Annotated in this window: 19 protein-coding genes, 1 riboswitch and 1 other annotated feature (1 of these 21 running past the window's edge); of the genes, 4 read left to right on the forward strand and 15 right to left on the reverse strand. The window is 44.2% G+C overall.

Annotation, left to right across the window (positions count from 1 at the left end; translation table 11 throughout):
* Positions 1-3: 3 nt before the first annotated feature.
* The 10 genes from NSQ43_RS00690 to NSQ43_RS00735 all read right to left on the reverse strand — a co-directional run bounded on the left by NSQ43_RS00690 (position 4) and on the right by NSQ43_RS00735 (position 10,516).
* A complete protein-coding gene (locus tag NSQ43_RS00690) occupies positions 4-534 on the reverse strand; it encodes a hemerythrin domain-containing protein (RefSeq protein WP_339252180.1) in 531 nt (176 codons plus the stop codon).
* A gap of 29 nt (positions 535-563) precedes the next feature.
* On the reverse strand, positions 564-1,211 hold the full coding sequence (locus NSQ43_RS00695) for a response regulator transcription factor (RefSeq protein WP_339252182.1): 648 nt from the start codon (positions 1,209-1,211) through the stop codon (positions 564-566).
* Positions 1,208-2,275, reverse strand: coding sequence for a sensor histidine kinase (locus NSQ43_RS00700; RefSeq protein ID WP_339252184.1), 1,068 nt, complete (start codon positions 2,273-2,275; stop codon positions 1,208-1,210). Before NSQ43_RS00700 ends, NSQ43_RS00695 begins: the two co-directional genes overlap by 4 nt.
* Entirely contained in the window at positions 2,259-2,735 is a 477-nt protein-coding gene (locus tag NSQ43_RS00705; protein ID WP_339252185.1) for a GAF domain-containing protein, read from the reverse strand. The genes NSQ43_RS00700 and NSQ43_RS00705 overlap by 17 nt, the downstream gene beginning before the upstream one ends.
* A gap of 25 nt (positions 2,736-2,760) precedes the next feature.
* Entirely contained in the window at positions 2,761-3,450 is a 690-nt protein-coding gene (gene narI / locus NSQ43_RS00710) for a respiratory nitrate reductase subunit gamma (protein ID WP_339252187.1), read from the reverse strand.
* Entirely contained in the window at positions 3,443-4,012 is a 570-nt protein-coding gene (narJ, locus tag NSQ43_RS00715) for a nitrate reductase molybdenum cofactor assembly chaperone (protein WP_339252189.1), read from the reverse strand. Before narJ ends, narI begins: the two co-directional genes overlap by 8 nt.
* Positions 4,005-5,612, reverse strand: a complete 1,608-nt coding sequence (gene narH, locus NSQ43_RS00720; RefSeq protein WP_339252191.1) for a nitrate reductase subunit beta — start codon at positions 5,610-5,612, stop codon at positions 4,005-4,007. Before narH ends, narJ begins: the two co-directional genes overlap by 8 nt.
* Positions 5,602-9,279 (reverse strand): nitrate reductase subunit alpha, encoded by a 3,678-nt coding sequence (locus NSQ43_RS00725; RefSeq protein WP_339252192.1) that lies wholly within the window; start codon positions 9,277-9,279, stop codon positions 5,602-5,604. Before NSQ43_RS00725 ends, narH begins: the two co-directional genes overlap by 11 nt.
* Positions 9,280-9,478: 199 nt before the next feature.
* The gene (ric, locus tag NSQ43_RS00730) at positions 9,479-10,177 is read right to left on the reverse strand and encodes an iron-sulfur cluster repair di-iron protein (RefSeq protein WP_339252194.1); all 699 of its coding nucleotides are present in this window, start codon (positions 10,175-10,177) and stop codon (positions 9,479-9,481) included.
* A gap of 156 nt (positions 10,178-10,333) precedes the next feature.
* Positions 10,334-10,516 carry a hypothetical protein gene (locus tag NSQ43_RS00735; protein ID WP_339252195.1) on the reverse strand — a complete coding sequence of 61 codons (183 nt, stop codon included), beginning with the start codon at positions 10,514-10,516 and terminating at the stop codon, positions 10,334-10,336.
* 160 nt (positions 10,517-10,676) lie between these two features.
* Here NSQ43_RS00735 and NSQ43_RS00740 point away from each other — a divergent pair, with 160 nt between their 5' ends.
* The 4 genes from NSQ43_RS00740 to NSQ43_RS00755 all read left to right on the forward strand — a co-directional run bounded on the left by NSQ43_RS00740 (position 10,677) and on the right by NSQ43_RS00755 (position 14,770).
* A complete protein-coding gene (locus NSQ43_RS00740; protein WP_339252197.1) occupies positions 10,677-11,708 on the forward strand; it encodes a LytTR family transcriptional regulator DNA-binding domain-containing protein in 1,032 nt (343 codons plus the stop codon).
* A 328-nt stretch (positions 11,709-12,036) separates the two neighbouring features.
* Positions 12,037-12,885 carry an ABC transporter ATP-binding protein gene (locus NSQ43_RS00745; protein WP_339252199.1) on the forward strand — a complete coding sequence of 283 codons (849 nt, stop codon included), beginning with the start codon at positions 12,037-12,039 and terminating at the stop codon, positions 12,883-12,885.
* A complete protein-coding gene (locus tag NSQ43_RS00750; protein WP_339252201.1) occupies positions 12,882-13,589 on the forward strand; it encodes an ABC transporter permease in 708 nt (235 codons plus the stop codon). Before NSQ43_RS00745 ends, NSQ43_RS00750 begins: the two co-directional genes overlap by 4 nt.
* 98 nt (positions 13,590-13,687) lie before the next feature.
* Positions 13,688-14,770, forward strand: coding sequence for a site-2 protease family protein (locus NSQ43_RS00755; protein WP_339252204.1), 1,083 nt, complete (start codon positions 13,688-13,690; stop codon positions 14,768-14,770).
* A gap of 210 nt (positions 14,771-14,980) precedes the next feature.
* Here NSQ43_RS00755 and NSQ43_RS00760 read toward each other — a convergent pair whose 3' ends face one another.
* The 5 genes from NSQ43_RS00760 to NSQ43_RS00780 all read right to left on the reverse strand — a co-directional run bounded on the left by NSQ43_RS00760 (position 14,981) and on the right by NSQ43_RS00780 (position 21,908).
* The gene (locus NSQ43_RS00760) at positions 14,981-16,018 is read right to left on the reverse strand and encodes a ribonucleotide-diphosphate reductase subunit beta (protein WP_339252205.1); all 1,038 of its coding nucleotides are present in this window, start codon (positions 16,016-16,018) and stop codon (positions 14,981-14,983) included.
* The gene (locus NSQ43_RS00765) at positions 15,988-16,437 is read right to left on the reverse strand and encodes a flavodoxin (protein ID WP_339252207.1); all 450 of its coding nucleotides are present in this window, start codon (positions 16,435-16,437) and stop codon (positions 15,988-15,990) included. The genes NSQ43_RS00760 and NSQ43_RS00765 overlap by 31 nt, the downstream gene beginning before the upstream one ends.
* Complete coding sequence (locus NSQ43_RS00770) at positions 16,422-18,644, reverse strand: ribonucleoside-diphosphate reductase subunit alpha (protein ID WP_339252209.1); 2,223 nt, start codon at positions 18,642-18,644, stop codon at positions 16,422-16,424. The genes NSQ43_RS00765 and NSQ43_RS00770 overlap by 16 nt, the downstream gene beginning before the upstream one ends.
* A gap of 160 nt (positions 18,645-18,804) precedes the next feature.
* A riboswitch (cobalamin riboswitch) is annotated at positions 18,805-18,984 on the reverse strand.
* Between the two features lie 120 nt (positions 18,985-19,104).
* On the reverse strand, positions 19,105-20,361 hold the full coding sequence (locus NSQ43_RS00775; protein ID WP_339252211.1) for an erythromycin esterase family protein: 1,257 nt from the start codon (positions 20,359-20,361) through the stop codon (positions 19,105-19,107).
* 368 nt (positions 20,362-20,729) lie between these two features.
* Entirely contained in the window at positions 20,730-21,908 is a 1,179-nt protein-coding gene (locus NSQ43_RS00780; protein ID WP_339252213.1) for a DUF3221 domain-containing protein, read from the reverse strand.
* 94 nt (positions 21,909-22,002) lie between these two features.
* Positions 22,003-22,046 (forward strand) — a binding site (T-box leader); it runs 173 nt beyond the window's last position.

Consider the following 22,046-nt stretch of genomic DNA (forward strand, 5'->3'; position numbering starts at 1 on the left):
ATTTTATTTGAGAATAGATGTGTACAACTCATCAAACAACTGATCCTGTTCTGTAATGCGCAAGTTATTGATCACCATTGGAAAAGCGATGGACTGTTCTTTGACAAAATGAATGGTAATCACTTCAAACGCCTCACCGGCATCCTTCACAATATCATTCATATCTTGCAAGGAAAGTTCGTTCAAATTGCCAATGGTATGATGGAGGAAATGACCGATATACGCATCGATTTCTTCATGTTCATCCTCAAGTGCCCGAATGGGGCCCTGTTCATCACCGATATATTTTGCAAGCATCGGAAATAGGATTTCCTCTTCTTTTTCGGTATGATTTTTGAAGGGTTCAATGAATTCCACTATCAATTTCCGCAAATTCTTCAAGGCTTCCCTCGCTTCCTCGACGGAATAGATTTCCCTTTCAAAGTTAAGGACAATCGAATGCCAACCTTCCATCAAATAGGACAAATAATTATGTTCATTCTCAAGTACACGTAACGCTGGTAAGTCAAATATAAACTTTTTCGTTGTCGTCAACAGTACACCTCCTCATGAGAAGTCTAAAATCAAAAGTTGAGAAATTTCTTTCTTAACGCATATTCAACGAGTTCCGGCCTGCTTTTCAGGTGCAACTTCTCCATGATTTTCGACTTATGTGCTTCGACCGTCTTAACGGAAATATAAAGCATTTCCGCAATTTCTTTATTCCCATAGCCCTTCGCAACAAGGGGCAAGACTTCAATTTCCCTTTTCGACAATATTTTATAGGGATCGGTCTCAACTTCATCGAAGTCCTTTTTGACGAATTGACGGACAAGGGAAGTCGCCATGGAAGGATGTATATAGGTGCCTCCGTCGTAAACCGTCCGAATCGCCTTTAGCAATTCTTCGTCTGGGGAGTTTTTCAAAACATACCCGGAGGCTCCATTTTTTAATACATGAAATAAATATTCTTCGTCGTCGTACATCGTAAGAATGACAACCTTTGTTTCCGGAAAATCTTCTTTAATCTTCCCCGTTGCGATTAAACCACTCTCACCAGGCGGCATGCTTAAATCCATAAGAATAATATCGGGACGATGTTTTGCTACCATGTCATATGCTTCAAGCCCATCAGCAGCGGTTGCTACTACTTCCATATCATTTTGATAGTTCAATATGTGCATAAAACCACTGCGAACAACTGCATGATCATCTGCGATGATGATTTTCACTCACTGCCCCCTCCTTCAACAACCGGAACTTCCAATTGGATAACAGTTCCTTTTCCAATTTCGGAACGGATTTGAAGGTTGCCGTCAACAAGCTCTGCTCTCTCTTTCATACTGTAAAGGCCAAGACCCGTTCCTTGTGGATCTGTATTTTTCACTTCGAACCCTTTCCCTTCATCTGCTACAAGCAAATGAAGGGATCCATCCGCCTCATATAGACGGACAACGAGTTCGTCGACTTCTGCATACTTCAACGCATTGAACACTGCTTCCTGACAAATCCGATAGACGACCGTTTCAATTTCACCGCTATAACGCTTTGACTCTAACTCAGGATGAAAATGAATGATGAGACCATAATTTTTTTCAATCCATTTGAAGTGAGTGCGGAATGCAGCTTCCAATCCAAGGTCGTCAAGTGTAGCGGGACGCAATTCAACGGAAAGATGGCGAATATCATCTAAAAGCCGCATGAGCGAGCCTTCCGTCTGTTGCACTTTCTTCAGCACTTCTTCATCGATATTCATATATTTCAATACACGTAAATCGACTAATGAACTGAGCATCTCCTGCGCGACACTGTCATGCAATTCGCGGGATATGCGTTTCCGTTCATCTTCTTGTGCTTTAATGACTCTTTTCATCATTAGTTTTTGATTTAATTCTTCTTGCGTCTTATATTGCTGTGTTAAATCTCGCAGCATAAAACAGCGGATTCCCGACTCTTTGTCTATCGTTTGAATGCTTCCCGTATATGGAATGACCCCTCTGCCTTTCGTGTCAAAATACACTTGGAAGGAGCTGATGTCTATGTCGGGAATTGACATATAGCATGCATCACATGTCATCAATTCATCTGTACTCATATATCCCCTGCAAGTTTTGCAAATTGCCCCTGCACTTCCTGCCATCATTTGCTCATAGACGTCTTTATCAATAATTTCTTCGGCAGCCGCATTCATCATGAGGGCTTTTCCGTCCCGATCGAAAAAGAAGATGGCTTCATCAGAATTTCCATATAGATTCATTAAAAGATTCGGCAAGTTCTTTTCACTGAACTGTTTCATCTTTCACCATCTCCTTATCATAGAACGGGCCGAATTTCGTACCGATTACACGTTTGAACTCCTCGAACTGCTCAGGTGTCAGTGCTTCGCTTTTCCGATAGCCGACAAGCATGACACCGTACACGCGGTTATATTTAAACAATGGGATTGCCCCAAAACTTTTTAGTCCTTCAGCTACAATAATTGGGTAGTTGAAAGGGTTGTCTGTGCCTAACTCACGTAATGCATCGCCGACAAACATCGCCTTGCCAGTTTTAAACACGAGTCCCGCTATACCTTTTCCGGATTGGAGGATAATACGGCGATGCCTCTCGCTTTTGTTCCCGGTTACATGTGCCCATTTCAATTCAAATCCACGTTCCGGCGTTTGGACAAGAGCAATCGCGACATAATCGAATCCAAATACATCACGGATGTGCTCAATCTCCTGCTGGAAGTTAAATCCCACCCACTCTTTCATATTCATTACTCCCTATAGAAAATCATTATCTTTTTTCAGCCCTTGGTGACCTTCTATATAGTATATAACTTCTGCCCACATAAGTAATCGGTACACTCCATACATGGACAAGTCTTGTGAATGGCCACATCGCAAAGATAAGGAAACCAGCTAAAATATGAAGCTTAAACGTCAATGGAACCGAAGCCATATAGCCTGCTTCCGGCCTGAAAATCAGCAAAGAACGGAACCATACGGAAATTGAATCACGGTAGTCAAATCCAGGGGTTACATTGTTCGTTATTAAAGATGCGTATACGCCAATGAAAACAATGAATAATAACAAACTATTTACTACCAAATCCGAAGTTGAAGAAAGCTTTCTTACATTGCGAACTGAGAAACGACGTGTTGTAAGAATAATCATCCCCGCAAGTGTTACAACACCGAAGAAGCCCCCACCCCAGACGGCACCCATATGATACATATGGTCACTAATTCCGACTGCACGCGTCCATTCTTTTGGTATGCCAAGTCCTGATATATGTCCAAGGATTACCGGAATAATACCAAGATGGAATAATAAACTTCCAATCATCAATTGCTTTTTCTCAATGAATTCACTGGATTTTGAAGTCCATCCGAATTGGTCATGTCGATAGCGGAATATATGGCCGACGACGAATATCGCTATACATACGTATGGGAATATCACCCATAAAAATTGATTAGTCATTGGCAGGAACCTCCTGTTGGATACAAGACTTGAATACCTCCCTCATTCCTTTGATGAGGTGGAAGTAGGGACTTTCGTATTTCTCTAACGCCTTCATTAAATGGTAGGATCCATCTTCCAACACCGAGAGCAACATCGCAAAACTTTGTTGGGCACGTGGATCACCTTTCCACTCCGCCGCATAGATAAATTCACACATCAACGGGAGGAAATCGGATAATTCATTGTCCGGCATGATAAGTCCGAACATTTCATAAAGCACTTTCAATCTCGCGAGCATTTGCCCCCGCTCTTTTGAGTCCTCGTATTTCACGTACGTCATAAAAAGCGTCGCATCTTTTTGAAAATCAAATGTATTAATATACATCTCCTGAATTTCATCAAGACTATATTCATACATCAAATCCCAATATTTCTTTACATGGGGATAAGAAGGATCGGAAGAGTCAACCGACTCTTCCAATACCGATGGATGAAATGTGTACTTTTCGGGATAGGACAATTGGTTTGCGAAAAACCCGAAGACAGTCTTTTCTTCAAATAGCCGGTCTAGGTTAATCACGCCAAATCCCCCCGTAGAAGTTTTCTTCGTATATTTGCTTACCAGTCTTTTGTGTTTGTGGTGCGATTACGCCACAGCCATTGCAGTCTCCGTTCGCATCAAACATCGAATAATTGGATGGGCTTGGATCGATGCTTTCGCCATATGTCCCCATTTGTTCGTTATAACCAGCTGAACCTTGAGAACGGTAGACGTTCATCGTCCCTTCCTTATGGGAAGTCGGGATGACGAAGCGGTCCTCGTATTTCGCAATCGCAAGTAGGCGGTACATTTGCTTCGTTTGTTGTGCTGTCAAACCGACACGTTCAAGACGGGATTCGTCGAATTCTTTTCCTGATGACAATGCTCTCATGTACGAGCGCATCATCGCCATGCGTTGAAGTCCTTCTTTCACGGTTTGCGCATCTCCTGCCGTAAGCATATTAGCCAAGTACTGAATCGGAATTCTCATCTCTTCGATTGCAGGGAAGATCATATCAGGATTTTTAATAGAATCTTTCCCTTCGAAATAGTTCATGATCGGGCTGAGTGGCGGCACATACCAAACCATTGGCAATGTACGGTATTCCGGATGCAACGGGAATGCCAACTTATATTCAATGGCCAATTTATAGACCGGAGAATTTTTCGCTGCATTGATCCAGTCTTCTGAAATTCCATCTTTCAGTGCCTGTTCAATCACTTCCGGATCATTCGGATCAAGGAATAAATCACATTGCGCTTTATAAAGATCTTTTGGATCTGGCGTTGAAGCAGCTTCAAGAACACGGTCAGCATCATATAGAAGAACGCCTAAATAACGAATTCTACCTGTACATGTTTCAGAGCAGACAGTTGGCAATCCTGCTTCAACACGTGGGAAACAGAATGTGCACTTTTCAGCTTTGTTCGTCTTCCAGTTGAAATAGACCTTTTTGTACGGGCAGCCAGTCGTGCAATAACGCCATCCACGACAAGCTTCCTGGTCAACAAGCACAATTCCGTCTTCTTCACGTTTGTAGATAGCCCCTGCCGGACATGACGCTACACAGCTTGGATTCAAACAGTGTTCGCAAAGACGTGGCAAGTACATCATGAATGCTTTTTCGAAATTGAATTTGATCTCTTCTTCAATTTTCTCGATGTTCGGATCTTGTGGGCCTGTAATGTGGGCACCCGCTAATTGGTCCTCCCAGTTTGGTCCCCATTCAAGATCCATATAGTCACCAGAAATGACAGACTTTGCACGTGCTACAGGTGTATGTTCTCTTTCAGGCGCCATTGTCAGTTTCTCGTAGTCGTACGTCCAAGGCTCGTAGAATTCCTTGATTTCTGGCATATCCGGATTATAGAAGATTTTACCTAATGCAATTTTCGATAGTTTGGAACCTGACTTCAGTTCAAGTTTCCCGTTTCGAAGATGCCATCCGCCTTTATAAAGCTCCTGGTCTTCCCAACGTTTCGGATACCCGATCCCTGGTTTCGTTTCTACGTTGTTAAACCACATATACTCGGCGCCTTCACGGTTCGTCCATGCCGTTTTACATGTAACACTACATGTATGGCAGCCGATGCATTTATCTAAGTTCATCACCATTGCTACTTGTGCTTTAATTTTCAAGCCAGTCGACCTCCTTCATCTTGCGGACCGCTACATATTCATCCCTCTGGTTTCCAATAGGTCCGTAATAATTGAATCCGTAACTGAGCTGTGCGTAACCGCCGACCATTTGCGTTGGTTTCATATGAATACGGGTAGGAGCGTTATGGCTTCCTCCGCGTTCTCCCGTAATTTCAGATCCAGGTACCTGAACATGCTTATCTTGCGCATGATACATGAACATTGTCCCTTTAGGCATTCTATGGCTGACAACGGCACGTGCTGCTACGACGCCATTTCGGTTATACACTTCAAGCCAAGCATTATCGTCGATACCATGCTCTTTCGCATCGACATCGGAGATCCAGACCGTCGGACCGCCACGGAACAATGTCAACATATGCTGATTGTCTTGGTACGTTGAGTGGATATTCCATTTACCGTGTGGCGTCAAGTATCTTAAGACAAGTGCATCCTGTCCTCCGACAACTTGCTTATCTCTTGGTCCAAGTACCATCGGTGGCAGTGTCGGCTTGTAAACCGGTAGTGACTCTCCGAAATTCAAGAACAATTCATGATCAATATAGAAATGCTGTCTTCCTGTCAATGTTCTGAACGGGACAAGCCTTTCGATATTCGTTGTGAACGGTGAATAGCGTCTGCCTAATTTATTAGAACCACTGAAAACAGGTGTCGGGATAACTTCCCTTGGCTGTGCAGTAATGCTTGCAAATGTAAATCTTTCGGCTGCACGGTCTGCAGAGATATCTTTTAGTTCGACTCCAGTGTCTTGTTCCGCTGCTTCGAATGCGCGTTGTGAAACACGTCCGTTTGTTGCAGACGAAAGAGTGAGCATTGCTTCAGCCGCATTTTTCGCTGTATACAGTTTCGGCAAGCCATCTTTTATCGTGTCATCGTAATAGACGCCATTGATGCCTTTCATCATTTCGTACTCTTCTGCCACGGAGAAGGAAACGCCATGTGCTCCGACTTTTCCGGTAGCTAGCAATGGACCAAGGGTGATGTACTTATCATAGATCTTCGTATAGTCACGCTCGACGATTGTCATGCCGGGCATCGTTTTCCCTGGTATCGGTTCAACTTCTCCCTTTTTCCAATCCTTGATCTCACCGTATGGCTGTGCAATTTCCTGAACAGAATCGTGTCCAAGCGGAGTTGCGACCAAGTCTCTGTAAGTGCCCGGTAGATGCGTTTTCGCCATTTCAGAGACAGTTTCTGATAGTGAACGGAAAATGTCCCAGTCAGAACGGGATTCCCATAATGGATCGACCGCCGGATTGAATGGATGGACAAATGGGTGCATGTCAGTGGATGATAGATCCACTTTTTCATACCATGTTGCAGCTGGTAGAACGATGTCCGCATATAAAGGCGTTGCAGTCATACGGAAATCAAGTGCTACAAGAAGATCCAACTTCCCTTCCACTTCATCACGCCATACAATTTCTTCCGGTTTCATATCTTCGTTCGGGCGAGCAAGCAATCCAGAAGAAGCTCCGAATAAATGCTTCATGAAGTACTCTTGACCTTTAGCGGAACTTGATACAAGGTTCGAACGCCAAACGAATAGTGATCTCGGGAAGTTTTCCGGGGCATCCGGATCCTCGATTGCAAAGCTTAGTTTGCCGGACTTCAATTGATCGACTGTGTAATCGACGATCTCTTTCGTTGTTGTCTTACCGGCTTTTGCAGCTTCTTCCGTTAGCAACAAACTATTTTTATTGAACTGCGGATAAGATGGCAACCATCCTAATCTTGCAGCAAGAACGTTATAGTCTGCCGGGTGCTCAAAACGCGCTTTTTTCCCAAGTGGTGATGTTAATGAGCTTGTGCCGCCTTCTTCATATTTCCACTGATCTGTCGCGAAGTAGAAGAAAGAAGTTCCGTTTTGAAGTCTTGCGGGAGCTTGCCAATCTCTTGCGAATGCAACCGTGCTCCAACCTTCAATCGGACGGCATTTTTCTTGACCAACATAATGCGCCCAGCCTCCGCCATTGTTTCCTTGTGACGCGGTAAGGGTAACAAGGTTTAATATAGCGCGGTAAATCGTGTCACTGTTGAACCAGTGGTTAATCCCCGCACCCATGATAATCATCGATCTTCCGCCTGTATCGATTGCGTTTTGCGCAAACTCACGTGCGATTTGGATGACCAATTCAGGTTTAACGCTTGTCACTTTCTGTTGCCATGCTGGTGTGTACATAGAATTGACATCGTCATATCCTTTTGCATCCCACTTACTATTTGAACGATTAATGCCGTATTGGCTCATCATAACGTCATAGACTGTCGTGACAAGTCGTTCTGTACCATCCGCGAACTTGACTTTCTTCGCTGGAATTGCACGAGTGAAAACTCCATTTCCACTGTTATCGAAATAAGGGAACTGAATTTCGTTCCATTCACCCTCATGGTCAAGTACGGATAAAGCCGGTTCAACTTTCGTGCCGTCTTCATTTTCAAGTATCAAATTCCACTTAGCGTCTTTTTCCCAACGCTGTCCCATCGTTCCGTTCGGTACAATGATTTCATTTTTCGCCTCATCAATGATGACAGGCTTCCATTCCGCATGCTCACTCTCTTGACCAAGATCGCTTGCGCGTACAAATCGTCCGGCCTTATACGAACCTTCATGCTCCTCAAGCGTGATAAGGAAAGGCATATCCGTAAATTGCTTGGCGTAATTGATGAACATCGGCTCTTTCCGCTGTTCATAAAACTCATCCAAAATGACATGGGTCATCGCCTGTGCAACGGCCGCATCCGATCCAGGGTTCGGTGAAATCCAATCATCCGCGTGAACTACACTTTCTGCATAGTCCGGTGCAACAGAGACAGTCTTTGTCCCTTTGTAGCGAACTTCTGTCAAGAAGTGCGCATCCGGCGTACGAGTTAGCGGAACGTTGGAGCCCCACATAATGATATAGCCCGCATTGTACCAATCACTGGATTCCGGAACGTCTGTCTGCTCACCCCAAATTTGTGGCGAGGATGGCGGAAGATCCGCATACCAGTCATAGAAGCTCAGCATTTCTCCACCCATGAGTGAAATCATACGAGCGCCTGAAGCATAACTGACCATTGACATCGCAGGGATTGGAGTGAACCCAGCTATTCGGTCAGGACCATATTTTTGAATTGTATAGATCAATTGTGCAGCTATCAAAATTTTCGCGTCGCGCCAATGGATTCGGATATGACCGCCTTTACCGCGCGCCTTCTTATATTCTGTAGATTTGGCCGGGTCTTCTACGATGCTGGCCCAAGCTTTAATAGGATCCTTCGTTTCAGATAGAGCCGCATTCCACATACGCCACAATTTTCCACGTATGTATGGATACTTAACACGTAACGGACTGTACTCATACCATGAGAACGAAGCCCCACGCGGACAACCACGCGGCTCAAACTCCGGCATATCCGGTCCGCAGGAAGGATAGTCAATCTGCTGGTTCTCCCATGTAATAATTCCGTTCTTTACAAAAACCTTCCAGCTACACGAACCTGTACAGTTTACACCATGTGTCGTACGGACAACCTTGTCATGCGACCACCTTTGACGATACATGTTCTCCCAATCACGGCTTTTCTCTTCAAGAACTGACCAGTTTCCAGAATAACGTTCAACCGGCTTGAAATACTTCATACTAAACTTATTCATTGTCATTGGATGAGTTCACTCCTTCTATCCAGAATGGTATATAAACAAATAAAACCTACACCACTACATCTTCCTTATACCCTATATGTTAATGGATAATCCAAATAGCACCATTAGGGTTTTCCCTATACAGCTAATCCTTCCCCCCTAAACAACAAAAAAGTCGCCATTGCGGCAACTTTTTCGTCATATCTATTGTTTTCGATCAGATAATCTCGCGAACTCTGTCGAAAAGAATATTGTTTTCCAAATGTACATGTTCAAACGTATCTTTCTCTAACTGCTCGAGTCTCGCATAAACAAGTCGATATGTGCCACAAGCTGTTTCCGGAGGCGTGAAGTTGTCAGTGATTTCCCTTAATTCATGGAGAAGTCGTCCTGCACTGTCATGTTCCTCCTCCAATTCAAATACATGCGGCTTCACCTTCTCTTTTAGTTCAGGGGTTGGGTTTGATAAGAATTCAAGAATTAATGGGAATACATTTTGATCTTCATCTTCAGTATGTTCGATCAACTCGGCTCTGAGTGTTTTGAAAATCTCTTGCACTCTTAACAAATGGGGATGGTTTTCTCCATGAACCCGTGCCACCTTAGTGATGTATGGGGCTAATGCAGGCAATTCTTCCCGTAATCCCGCGTGGTATTTCTCCTGGATGAAAGCAACCAAAGTTTTCGATCCAAATGATGAAGGCTCAAGGCTATTGCGCGTTTCCCTCTTCTCTTCAATAGCGTGAATCTTTTTCAATACTTCTTCAGGCTGCAGATTACGGTTTTCTGCAGCTTCCTTCAAGGATATTTTTCCTCCGCAGCAATAATCTATACGAAGGTTGCGGAACAAATCCGCACTTTGCGGTAACGCCGTAACAATATCAGAAACTTGAGTGTCGAGTGTAAGTTGAGTCATTGTGATTCCTCCGTTTTTTTATATTGTATTTAATTGATAACTATTCTCAGTATTAATGGTAACGAATTGAGTTTTTAAGAGATATAAGGGAAATGCCTATTTCTCTTTCGTCCCCTTCATTTTAATAGAGGATTGACATAGGGGATGTGATGTATATCACAGATTTCGAATTGTCACAGATTGTTTAGAATTAAGGATTTGGCGTGGGCGTGGGTTATCACCGACTCTTGCCGGTTTACCACCGACTCTCGGCACTTTACCACCGATTCTCAGCACTTTACCACCGATTCTCAGCACTTTACCACCGATTCTCAGCACTTTACCACCGATTCTCAGCACTTTACCACCGATTCAAGCGACTTTACCACCGATTCAAGCGACTTTACCACCGACTCGCTAGAAAAACTATGAAAAATGTCCAATATCCCGACCTCATAGAAAGAAATCAACTGGTATAATATGAATATTGGATATAATTCTTGGAAATGAGGTTTCTAACATGTCACTTCAATTTATAAACGCCGAAAAAAGAATCAATGACTCAGTTATCTTCCCTTCTTTTGATTTAACAGTGGAACCTAAAAAAGTGGTTGCTGTCTATTCAAGTGTTAATGTAAGGGAGCAGCTGATTGACTTGTTGCTTGGAAGAAGTCAATTATCTGATGGAGAAATTCGTATAAATAATGGTGAATCCAAACAGCAAATCGGATTCCTATTCCTACATGATGGCTTATACGATCGCCTAACAATAGAAGAAATGGTGCAATTTACAAAACGACTTTACCTGTCTACCAAATCAATAGAAGATGTTCTTAAGAACGTTCAATTAACCGCCAAGCGTAGGACAAAAATTAAACAATTATCCTATTCCGAGAAGAAACGTGTGCAATTAGCCTGTTTACTTATGCAGGATCATTTGATCTATATTTTAGAAGAGCCCGACCAGAACTTAGATCTTGAAACAAAAAGAATTTTATTTACAAATTTAAACGAACTTAAAATACATAAAAAGACAGTTTTTGTATTAACAGGGAATTTAGAAAGTGCTGTGGCTACATCCGATGAAGTTTATCGGTTAGATGAAAACGGACTTCATCGAGTGCAAATCCAAGATGAACCATCAAACAGTGATGAACCTACAGAAGAAGTAATTAGTGATGTAGAAGAACATACAGCACCAATCATTCAACCCGTGAGATTTGAAAAGATCCCTACGAAAGTGAACGATAAAATCGTATTATTTGATCCGACCGAAATTGATTATATTGAAAGCAGTGAGGGTCAATCTTTTCTACATATTAAAGGAGAATCATTTCCGAGTGTCTTTACACTGAATGATTTAGAGCAGCGACTACATCCTTTTGGCTTTTTCCGTTGCCATCGCTCCTATATCGTCAACCTTCAACGAGTCAAGGAAGTAATTACATGGACAAGGAATAGCTATAGTTTGGTGCTTGACGATGCAAAGAAGTCTACAATTCCTTTATCGAAAACAAAGATGGCAGAGTTGAAAGAGATGTTGGGGCTCTAATTTTGTAGATACTTGTCCAATTTCCCCGGAAATATTCGACAATATTGGACAAGCAATATAAGATTCGGAATTCATTTTGATTGTGCTATTTACACAACATCCGTTGCTACTCTTATATTTTCACTCGTACCTTCCGACAGCTTTCGAATCATTTTGGGGAATTCCCACACCACTGAAGAGGTTTTTGATGTTCATTCAACCCCAAAACGGCTCCATTCACCTTAAAAATGACTCTTTTCATCCAATATATAATGCCCGTCTGTTCATTACCTTGTAATCTGAGATTGTAAATACGAAACGGACATCAAACAGGTTAGGGAGGATACAGATGGAAAACATTATTGAGGTGAAAGGCCTGGCGAAAATCTTCGCCAATCATACTGCACTTGAGAATGTCGAATTTGGGGTTAAAAAGGGAGAAATTTTCGGATTCCTTGGTCCAAGTGGTTCGGGCAAAACAACTACTATTAAAATACTGACTGGACAGTTGAATCCTACGAGTGGAGTAGCAACAGTTTTCGGAGAGTCAGTCGAGGCGTTGAGAAAACCTGAATTTCGAAAGCGGTTTGGCGTGTTGACGGATAATAGTGGATTATATGGCAGGCTTTCGATCTATGATAATTTGAAGCTTTATTGCGACCTATACGACGTGCCCTATTCGAAAATTGATGAAGTGCTGAACATTGTTAATTTACGGGAGGAAAAAACGAAGCGAGTTGCCAAGTTATCTAAAGGGATGACGCAGCGAGTAACATTGGCCCGTGCATTGATTCATGAACCTGAACTACTTTTCTTGGATGAACCTACTTCGGCGTTGGATCCGACAAACACGCTTCATATATATGAAGGTTTGCGAACGCTCAATGCAAGAGGAACGACGATTTTTCTGACAACGCATGATATGCATGAAGCGGATACACTCTGTGACCGAATCGCTTTTTTAAATAAAGGTGAAATCCAATTACTGGATACCCCTAGGGAATTAAAGAAACAATATGCCGATTCATTGATTACGGTTGAATTGACGAATGATCGGAAAGTGGTTATTCCATCAGGCGCGGAAGGTGCTCAGCAGCTATTTGACTTCATGAAAGCGAACCAGGTGGCAACAATACACTCAAACGAACCGACTTTAGGCGATATTTTCGTACAAGTGACAGGGAGGAATTTAATATGACTTTTTCTTGGAAACGTGTAAATGCTATTTTAGTAAAGGATTATAAGGATTTCTCACGGAATTTGGCGGTATCAGCTGTCATTTTCATGGTACCCATTATGGCAGCCATTTTTGGAAGAATGGGTGTCACTAACATTGCAGCTCATTATATGGTGTTCAACATGGCTTTTGCGGTGGTTGCCACTTACGTGCAGACCAGTTTAATAGCTGAAGAGAAGGAGAAGAGCACACTGCGCGGATTAATGCTATCCCCCGCAAGCACTTTGGAGATTCTGTTTGGGAAAAGTTTGCTAACTTTCATTATGACGATGCTTGTGCTTGGTTTTAGTGCTTATTTCGCGGATTACCGTCCACAAAACATTTTAGTAATCGTCGTTGCTTTTGCTCTTTCAACAGTATTTTATATTGGCATTGGTACGTTGTTAGGTCTTTTTACAAAATCAGTAATGGAAGCATCCGTCCTTGTTCTCCCAGTCATCGGAGTCTTTTCCTTTGGGTCGTTTGTTACACCGTTTGCGGAAAAATATCCGATTTTAAAAGTGATGGATTACTTTCCGAATGTCCAGTTGATCGATCTTGCAACAAAGGTTGAAGCTGGAGCTGGATTTGGGGATGCTTTAGTGAATTTCGGTATCATTTTTGTATGGGTCATTGTTATTTTCGCATTGACTGTCGTAATCTATCGGAAAAGGATGGTGGATTAATATGAAACAAGCGCTGAGATTTTTACTCGCTGTCGGTATTGGGATACTTGCCGTTTTCATCTTCAAAGCAATCTTTTAACTAATTTGAGGTGTAAATAATGAAAGAAATTCGTTCTTTTGTTGTAGGGGGATTTATCGGGCTATCCGCCGTCCTCTATTTCATTCTCTTCCCGGAACCACTGTCAATACAGACTGCTCTGTTGGTTGCAGCAATCATCATTATTAGCTTTCCGTTGACCATTTTATTGCACGAATTGGGACATTTCCTCGCTGGACGATTTCAAGGGATGCGACTGCTCAATCTGAGCGTTGGTCCCCTCGTCATCGAAAAACATGAAGGAAAGCTTCATTTCCATATCGTTCAATCCGCTCTTGGCTATATGGGAAGGGCAATGATGGTATTTCCTGAACAGTTGGAGAAGGAACTAATGCGGGATAAATTAGTCCGCTATATATATGGCGGTCCGCTGATCAATGTCTTTGTAGGCCTTACAACGATTGGCATTGCTTTCGGTATTTGCCATCATCCGTTTTTCGTCCTATTTGGTTTGATGAACGTCCTTCTTGGAATGACAAACTTGCAACCTGTCATGTCCAAAAGTGCCATGACAGATGGATTGGTCATCCAAAGACTTCGGACCGTGCCCGTGGAGGACTCTGTCATTGTGGCAGCCTACGCAACATTGACAGAAAACATGAAAACGACAGATGTTAAGAAATGGAATACAGATTTGATTAGCCAACTTGAAAGATTACTAAATTATGAGGATCCGACTGCGAAAAGCTTATTGCCGACAATCGGTTATTACTACTTGCCGGAGGCGCCGGAAAAAGTGCTCAACATCGGACGGGATTCCGCATTCACGAGGGAAACCGCCTCATTCGATTACTATGCGGATAGTTCAGATATTACGTTCGCGACAGCACTTTTCTTTAATGATGAACTCAAGGACTATCCGTCAATTGAAGAGCGGCTTCGGAAAATTGGAAAGTCGGATTCCGTTATTGAATGGAAACGAAATGCTCTTCTTTCGTATATCGAAGGAGATTCCGCTGGAGCGTTTGAACATCTGAACAATGCCAAGGATGCACTTGGCAAATGGCATCCACTCTATTTGCGGGGAGAGATGGAGCGGGAATTGCTTGATCGGATGATGGAGAAGGTCAAGTTGGGGATGTAGTTTTGGAGATTATGCGTGATTGTTGTGCTTTATGCGTTATTCGAACGGATTATGCGTGATTTCCGCGATTTATGAGGTTTTGGCCGCGTTTATGCGTTAATCCAAAGTTTTATGCGCTTTTCGAACGGATTATGCGTATTTCTCACGTTTTAAGCATTAGACCACTAAAAAAACGGAGAGCCATGAAAAATCAGGCTCTCCGTACTTCATTTACAAATCATCAAATCCGTTTAAGTCACTTGTCTTCACATATTGCCTGGATGTCTGCTCGAAGAAATCGGTCTTCGTATCATCGAAGTTGTCGACATACGCGCGGATCCATTTCATTGGATTGTCTGTGAATTCCGGGTAGATTTCGCTAAGACCAAGCATGCGCAGCATTTTGTTTGCGCGATATTTTACGTAGCCCGCCATTTCGTCGAGGTCGATCCCGTCAATCTCACCTAAGACATAGCGGCTCCAAATGATTTCTTGTTCGATGGAATGGCGAAATTGATCATAAATCCATTCTGTAAAAGCTTCGGTATTATACTCCGGATTTTCTGAGAGTGCTGCGCGGAATATATCGCTGATCGCTTTGCCATGCTGCAGCTCGTCGCGGTTGATGTACGAAATCATCGTAGACGTACCGACCATTTTCTGATGACGTGCAAGATTATAGAAGAATGCAAAGCCGCTATAGAAGAATAAACCCTCTAACAAAGTTGTGTACACCATCGCTTTTAACACCGTTTCAACCGTCGGATTCTCCGCAAATTCGTTATAAATAGCTACGATCCTTTCATTCCTTTTCATGAGCACTTCATCCGTACGGCCCATTTCAAACGAAGCCATCTGCTTGTCGAGAGTCGTAACGGACGACAGGACGTATGCATAGCTGTGATTGTGCTCACTTTCCTGATCGGCGATTGTCGCCATGATTGATTTTACCGAAGGATCGGTTGCGAAATCAGCAATCTTCATCGCGACCACAGTCTGAGGGCCGTCCAATGTCGCAAGCAAACCGATAATCTTAAGAAAAGCTTCCTGTTCAGCCTTCGATAAGTTCGGAAATTGCTTCACGTCCTGCGTCATATCGACTTCATTTGCCGTCCAAAAAAGCGAGCGGATACGTTGACGCAATGTATAGAAATGGGGGTGTGCGAGGTCATTCCAGTTCAAAATGCCGCTTGCTTCCCCGCCGAAAATCGCCGTTGATTTATTTGGTTGTGCCGGATTCAATACTTTAACGCGTGTAAGTGTCGCCAATGTTGAAAAACTCCTTTCGACCATTCGATGACTTTATTCTCTTGCGTGCCGCGGGGGCTTTGTTCAATTTTGAGAGGTTTGTATGTTGATCCATAAAACCGGGCAAGCTTTACGGCAGCTCCGCAAAAAAGATCGTCCCCTCCAAACTGCGTATCTCCCGTTCCGAAGACATACACATTCCTTGGCTTGTAACCGACATCCACGACGAAATCCTTCACTTCGTCAGGCGTGGAGCCCTTGTCCCATGTGAAAGAACCGATGATCATCGCATCGAACTGCCGCGGATTCGGCATCGGACCGATTCCAATCCGATGCACCATCACTTGCATCCCTTCTGACAGTAGTGTCTCCTCCACGATTTCCGCCACTTCCTCCGTATTGCCGCTCCACGATGCATACGCAATTAGGAATGACACCATTCGCACTCCTCAATATCAGAAGCTGTTGACCGCATATAATACGTCGATTTCATGCCCGATTTCCACGCTTGAATATGCAAGTCTAAGAGGACGGAGGCGCGGATGTTATTCGGCACGTATATATTGAATGAAATCGCCTGGTCGATATGGCGCTGCCTTGCTGCGTTTTGCTGGATGGACCAGCGTTGATCGACAATATACGCAGAACGGCGGTACACATCATACGTGTTGTGATCAAGATCGGGCGCAATGACCGGCAGCTTATAGTCTTTCTTTTCCTCGTGGTAGAACGGCTTGAAAATCGGATCGATGGAGGCAGTAGATCCTGCGATGACTGAAGTAGAGCTATTCGGCGCAACCGCCATTAAATAACCGTTCCGGATGCCGTTCGTGGCAACGTCGATTCGTAGTTCGCGCCATTCCTTTGAGTCGTATCCACGTTTCTCGAAATAAGCTCCACTCTGCCAATCCGACCCTTCGAATAATGGATACGCCCCTTTTTCATTCGCCAATTCCATCGACGCCCTGATCGTCAAAAAGGCGATTTTCTCGTAAAGTGCATCAGCATAATTTACCGCTTCATTTGATTCCCATTGGATATTTTTCAAAGCAAGAAGATGATGCCAGCCGAATGTCCCAAGCCCGATGCCCCGGTAACGGGCATTCGTCCGTTGCGCCTGAACGACCGGTATTTTATTCAAATCAATAACGTTGTCTAACATGCGCACTTGGATTGTGATGAGACGTTCCAACACATCTGTCGGCACGGCACGGCCAAGGTTAATGGACGACAAGTTGCATACGACAAAATCACCCGGCTTTGAACGGGTTACGACGATATCATCTTCAAGAGTGACCGAGTCGAATTGTGTCGGACTCTGATTTTGAGTTATTTCTGTACAAAGATTGCTCGAATACACCATACCTTCATGCTTATTCGGGTTCGCCCGGTTCACTTCATCACGGTAGAACATGAACGGCGTGCCCGTTTCAAGCTGGCTACGCAAGATACGTTTCATGATTTCAATTGCCGGCACAGTATCCTTTGACAATTCAGGGTGGTTGGCACACTCCTCATACTTCCTGCGGAATGAACCGTCGCCCTTCTTTTCATCATAATGATCCTCGAGCGAATACCCCATCACGGTCCGAACTTCATGCGGATCGAATAAATGCCAGTCACCTCGCGCTTCGACTTGCTCCATGAAAAGATCCGGCAAGCAGACACCTGTGAAAATATCATGTGCACGGAGGCGATCATCGCCATTGTTCAGCTTAAGGTCGAGGAATGTGAATATATCCTTATGCCATACATCGAGGTAAACCGCAATCGCACCTTGACGCTGACCAAGCTGATCGACGCTGACAGCTGTGTTGTTAAGCTGTTTAATCCACGGAAGAACGCCGCTTGATGCACCCTTGAAACCGCGGATGGAAGAGCCGCGTGAACGGACTTTACCCATATAAACTCCTATTCCTCCGCCATATTTCGATAGATTCGCAATATCTGTATTGCTGTCATAGATTCCTTGAAGCGAATCGTCGACGGTGTCGATGAAGCAGCTTGATAGCTGGCCATGCGGCTTCCCTGCGTTCGCAAGCGTCGGCGTCGCGACGGTCATATACAGATTGCTCATCGCCCAGTAGGCTTCGGCCACTTTTTCAAGACGGTTCACTGTTTCATTTTGCATAAGTGTCATCGCGATGATAAGCCAACGTTCTTGCGGGAGTTCTACAGGCTGTTTATTGAAGTCAACAGCGGCATACCGGTCCATCAATGTTTTCAACCCGATATACGTGAACAGCTTGTCCCGCTTGGGGTCGATGAAGTTGCCGATCGTTTGCAATTCTTCACTTGAGTATTTGTCCAATAATTCAATTGCATAGAGACCTTTATCTACTAACCGTTTAACATTCTGTGCGAAATCCGTATACACTTTCGCACCACGCTGGCTTTCCTGGCGGGAATAAACTTCTTTTAGATAAATCCTTGCAGCAACGAATGTCCAATATGCGGATGCTTCATCAATATTACTGAGCGCCTCTAAAATCATTGCTTTCGACCAATCAGAGCTACTTCCATCAGGATGTCGTTCCAGCCATTTCTGACTAACTTCTTCCAACGTCGCCATCCGCGTTTTCCCGAATTCCGCTTCCAAACTCTCCAATATGCTTGCAACATCTAATTTTTCACGAATCAACGTCATCAAGTGAATCCTCCTTTGATGCACAATACAAAAAAGCGATGATTCCACCTCTTCGGTAGAGTCATCGCTCATGGTTTTTGATGTTGGAAACAGATCGGGATTCCGCAAAAAAATGAAAGCAAAAACCCGCTCGCTTCCACCTCTCAACCCCCGAAGAAAGTGTCGCTTGACGATGGACGGCAGGTCTACTGGCTTTCGCTTCATCCTTCCATCTCCCTTCCCGCAGCTAAATGCTACAGTGGTTATTGAGACGGTCGTCTGCGAGTACAGTTGCGGGGACAGCTCCAATTTGCGGATTCCCTTTTAAACCGATAACGGTACCATTCCATCGTTCGATACTATATATTGTGCTGTTATGTACTTCACTACCCTAACATGTTGTGGTTTAATCGTAAATAGGTAGAAAGATATTTTATAAGATTTCATCAAAGTAGGAGCTATGCGATTGGATGCATAGCTTCTATTTCTTGAATGGGGTCAGTGCATTCGTCTGATCCACAAAAATGAATCCATCGTATCGACTACCGACCCTTGATGGCACATAATTTCCATACGCCTCAAACTCCGGGTTATAGACGACTCCGATAGCCCGATGGCCGATCCATTCGTTGAATAAATGACGGTTTTCCTCTGTGAATAATATGACTTGATCATCTGCCTTTGCCGCATGCATCTGACCTTCCCATGAATTGAACTTGGCAGGTGGGACTTTCATCTTTTGTAACGGTTCGCCCCAATCTTCGCTGGCAATGACGGTTCCTTCATACGTACCGAAGCCGATGGCAAATGTGTTATCCCTCCCATATTTCTCCCTGATGAGCTGCCCGACATTGATCATATTATGGTCGGCCATCGATGTTTCCAACGCATCGCCGACATGAGTATTATGCTCCCAGATGATGATTTTAGCGTCACCGCCATGGTAGTTCAAGAGTTCACCGACCGCCTCCACCATATGCATATCACGGATATTCCACGAGATGGCGTCGTCCTGCATCATCGCTCTGTAATAGGATTCAGCGTTTTTAGCGACCAATGCATTCATCGTCACATTCAAATCCTTCTCCTGTTCATCCGAATAAAGATCCTCATGACTCCGAATAGTCGTCAGCAAGTTCGTCACTTCACGAATGCACTCATCCGAAAAATGGGCGGTCGACAACGCATAATGCTCAGGCATGCGGTTGTACGGCTCAAAACAGGAAAAAGCTCTTTTCGCCATTTCCAAGTCCGCATTATAAGTGGGATTTTCCTGAAGAAATTGTAGCAACTCATCTATCGACTCATAAAGGCTGTACATATCAATCCCGTAAAACCCTGTTTTATCAGCCGCATCCTTTACTTCATTTTCACGCTTCAACCATTCAATAAGCTCCCCAACTTCTTCATTCGCCCACATCCACGTCGGCCAACGATTGAATGATTGTGACAGCACTTGCCGGGCGGTTTTTCCCTTCTCATCAAAGCCTTTCACATAGCGGTTAACCGCCTGAGCGGACGGCCAATCTCCTTCTACTGCGATGATTTTGAATCCCTTTTCCTGAATAAGCCGCTTCGATAATGCCGCGCGAACTTTGTAAAACTCTGAAGTTCCATGCGTTGCCTCACCTAATAGGACAATCCGCGCTTCCCCAATTGCGTCCATAATATTGCCGAACGCCTTGTCATCTAACGGAAAAGCGTGCTCCTGTATCGCGGCGATCAGTCTTTTCGACAAATCAATCCCTCCTCTGCAGATAGCATACCCGAGGGAGGCGAATGGAAACCGGGAGAGGCCACTATCAGCATGAATTCCCTCATGTAAAATTGGTTATCACCGACTTGCGGAGGATTACCACCGACATTTCGGGTGTTACCACCGACTCTCGACCGTTTACCACCGACTCTCGACCGTTTACCACCGTTTCTCAACCGTTTACCACCGATTGACTACAATTCAAGCGGGTTTGCGTACAACTCACCCGCGCCGCAATGCAATTTCCAGTGGCAAAAAAGTTTATCACCGCTCACGATACATTTATCACCGTTCGACAAATTCCACCATCAAAAAAACCGCCCAATTAAGGACGGTTGCCAAGAAAGCTTCTATTCATCTGCAACTTCGAGTGTTCCCAACCCGTCATCAGGCAGAAGCTCGAAGATCCATTTCTTTTCATTCTCATCAAAAATAACATCATTGATTACGACATAGCCAGTTGATAGCCTTTCACCTGAAATCTCCAGGGCTTTCGCTACAGCCTCGGACTCGGAAAGCTTCGCATTCACAGGCTTGTAGTCCGGCAAAATTTCCACAAATTTTGCAGTCCCTTGCACAGGATAGGATTCCATTATGCCGCCTGATGCTTCCACTTTCACCCGCTGGCCGACTTTCAACTTGTCAGCTTCAGGGAATTTGTAAAACCCTGTAGTTTCATCTGGACCAGCTACCAAGAACTGCCCTTCACTAACAGACAGTATAAATCCACCAACATCCGTGTGGGGAGTGTGAGTGTAAGTTTGTTCAGGAGCAATAAGCCTTGATTCCCCGGGAGCAGCTACCATTCTTCCATCCTGCGTGAAATTGATTGTTCGGTCGGCGAATTGTTGGCGCAACTCTTCTTGCTGCTTCGGCGTAAGAAAATCATGGGAAACTTCAATCTCGCCTTTGATGACATCGACATACAACGCATAGGATCCCTGTTCCGTTTCGATTCCTTTCAACGCTTCCGCGACTTCATCCTGTAAATCATTGAGCTCTTTTTCCGTATGAGGGCTGCGGAAAAAATAGATTGGTTCTGCCAAGATTTCGCCCGCATCCACTTTAGGTTGCAGCAGATCGAGCACTTGCTGAACGCGTTCATCCGGTTCCTTTAACCCGATCCAGACACCAGATTGCTCAGCGCCTCTCGTCTGAAGTTCGGTGAAGAGTACTCCTACATTACTAATACCACCCTCACCGTAGACTTCTTCCACCGCCTGGATTGCAGCGGGTGCTTCAATTACTTTGACCGCCAAATCCTCTGTCAGCTCTTTTGTTGGCGGCTCAAACTCAGGGGGTGTTTCAATGGTAGCCGACTTGTCTCGCTTAGGCGTCTCCTTAGCGGTTTGCTTTAATTCCGCAATGATTTCACGCCCACTAACCGTCTTCAACGTCTTCCATTCAACACTGTCCCCAACACTATCCACAACACTATCTTCAACCGCGACATTTTTCGGCGATGCATTCGTTCCGCATCCGCCTAACAATAAAGCAGCACCTAATAAGATTGATAACCTATAGTTCATGTCAAAACCTCCCATCAACGAATTAGACGGATGATTCGCACAAAAGTTTCGTGAAGCCCATTGACACATAGCCACCGATTTGTTACATTCAACTACAATATCGATGACGAAGAGAGTAATGATTCTGTCCTTCCATAG

Origin of the sequence: Sporosarcina sp. FSL W8-0480, assembly GCF_037963765.1 — a bacterium.
Lineage (GTDB): Bacteria > Bacillota > Bacilli > Bacillales_A > Planococcaceae > Sporosarcina.

Excerpts from the sequence above, each read along its gene's own strand:
- NSQ43_RS00700 (WP_339252184.1), bottom strand. The coding sequence starts at position 2,275 with ATGAAACAGTTCAGTGAAAAGAACTTGCCGAATCTTTTAATGAATCTA.
- NSQ43_RS00780 (WP_339252213.1), bottom strand. The coding sequence starts at position 21,908 with ATGAACTATAGGTTATCAATCTTATTAGGTGCTGCTTTATTGTTAGGC.
- narI (WP_339252187.1), bottom strand. The coding sequence starts at position 3,450 with ATGACTAATCAATTTTTATGGGTGATATTCCCATACGTATGTATAGCG.
- NSQ43_RS00765 (WP_339252207.1), bottom strand. The coding sequence starts at position 16,437 with ATGGTGTCATTCCTAATTGCGTATGCATCGTGGAGCGGCAATACGGAG.
- NSQ43_RS00745 (WP_339252199.1), top strand. The coding sequence starts at position 12,037 with ATGGAAAACATTATTGAGGTGAAAGGCCTGGCGAAAATCTTCGCCAAT.
- NSQ43_RS00740 (WP_339252197.1), top strand. The coding sequence starts at position 10,677 with ATGTCACTTCAATTTATAAACGCCGAAAAAAGAATCAATGACTCAGTT.
- NSQ43_RS00750 (WP_339252201.1), top strand. The coding sequence starts at position 12,882 with ATGACTTTTTCTTGGAAACGTGTAAATGCTATTTTAGTAAAGGATTAT.
- NSQ43_RS00705 (WP_339252185.1), bottom strand. The coding sequence starts at position 2,735 with ATGAAAGAGTGGGTGGGATTTAACTTCCAGCAGGAGATTGAGCACATC.
- NSQ43_RS00770 (WP_339252209.1), bottom strand. The coding sequence starts at position 18,644 with ATGACGTTGATTCGTGAAAAATTAGATGTTGCAAGCATATTGGAGAGT.
- NSQ43_RS00725 (WP_339252192.1), bottom strand. The coding sequence starts at position 9,279 with ATGACAATGAATAAGTTTAGTATGAAGTATTTCAAGCCGGTTGAACGT.
- NSQ43_RS00755 (WP_339252204.1), top strand. The coding sequence starts at position 13,688 with ATGAAAGAAATTCGTTCTTTTGTTGTAGGGGGATTTATCGGGCTATCC.
- ric (WP_339252194.1), bottom strand. The coding sequence starts at position 10,177 with ATGACTCAACTTACACTCGACACTCAAGTTTCTGATATTGTTACGGCG.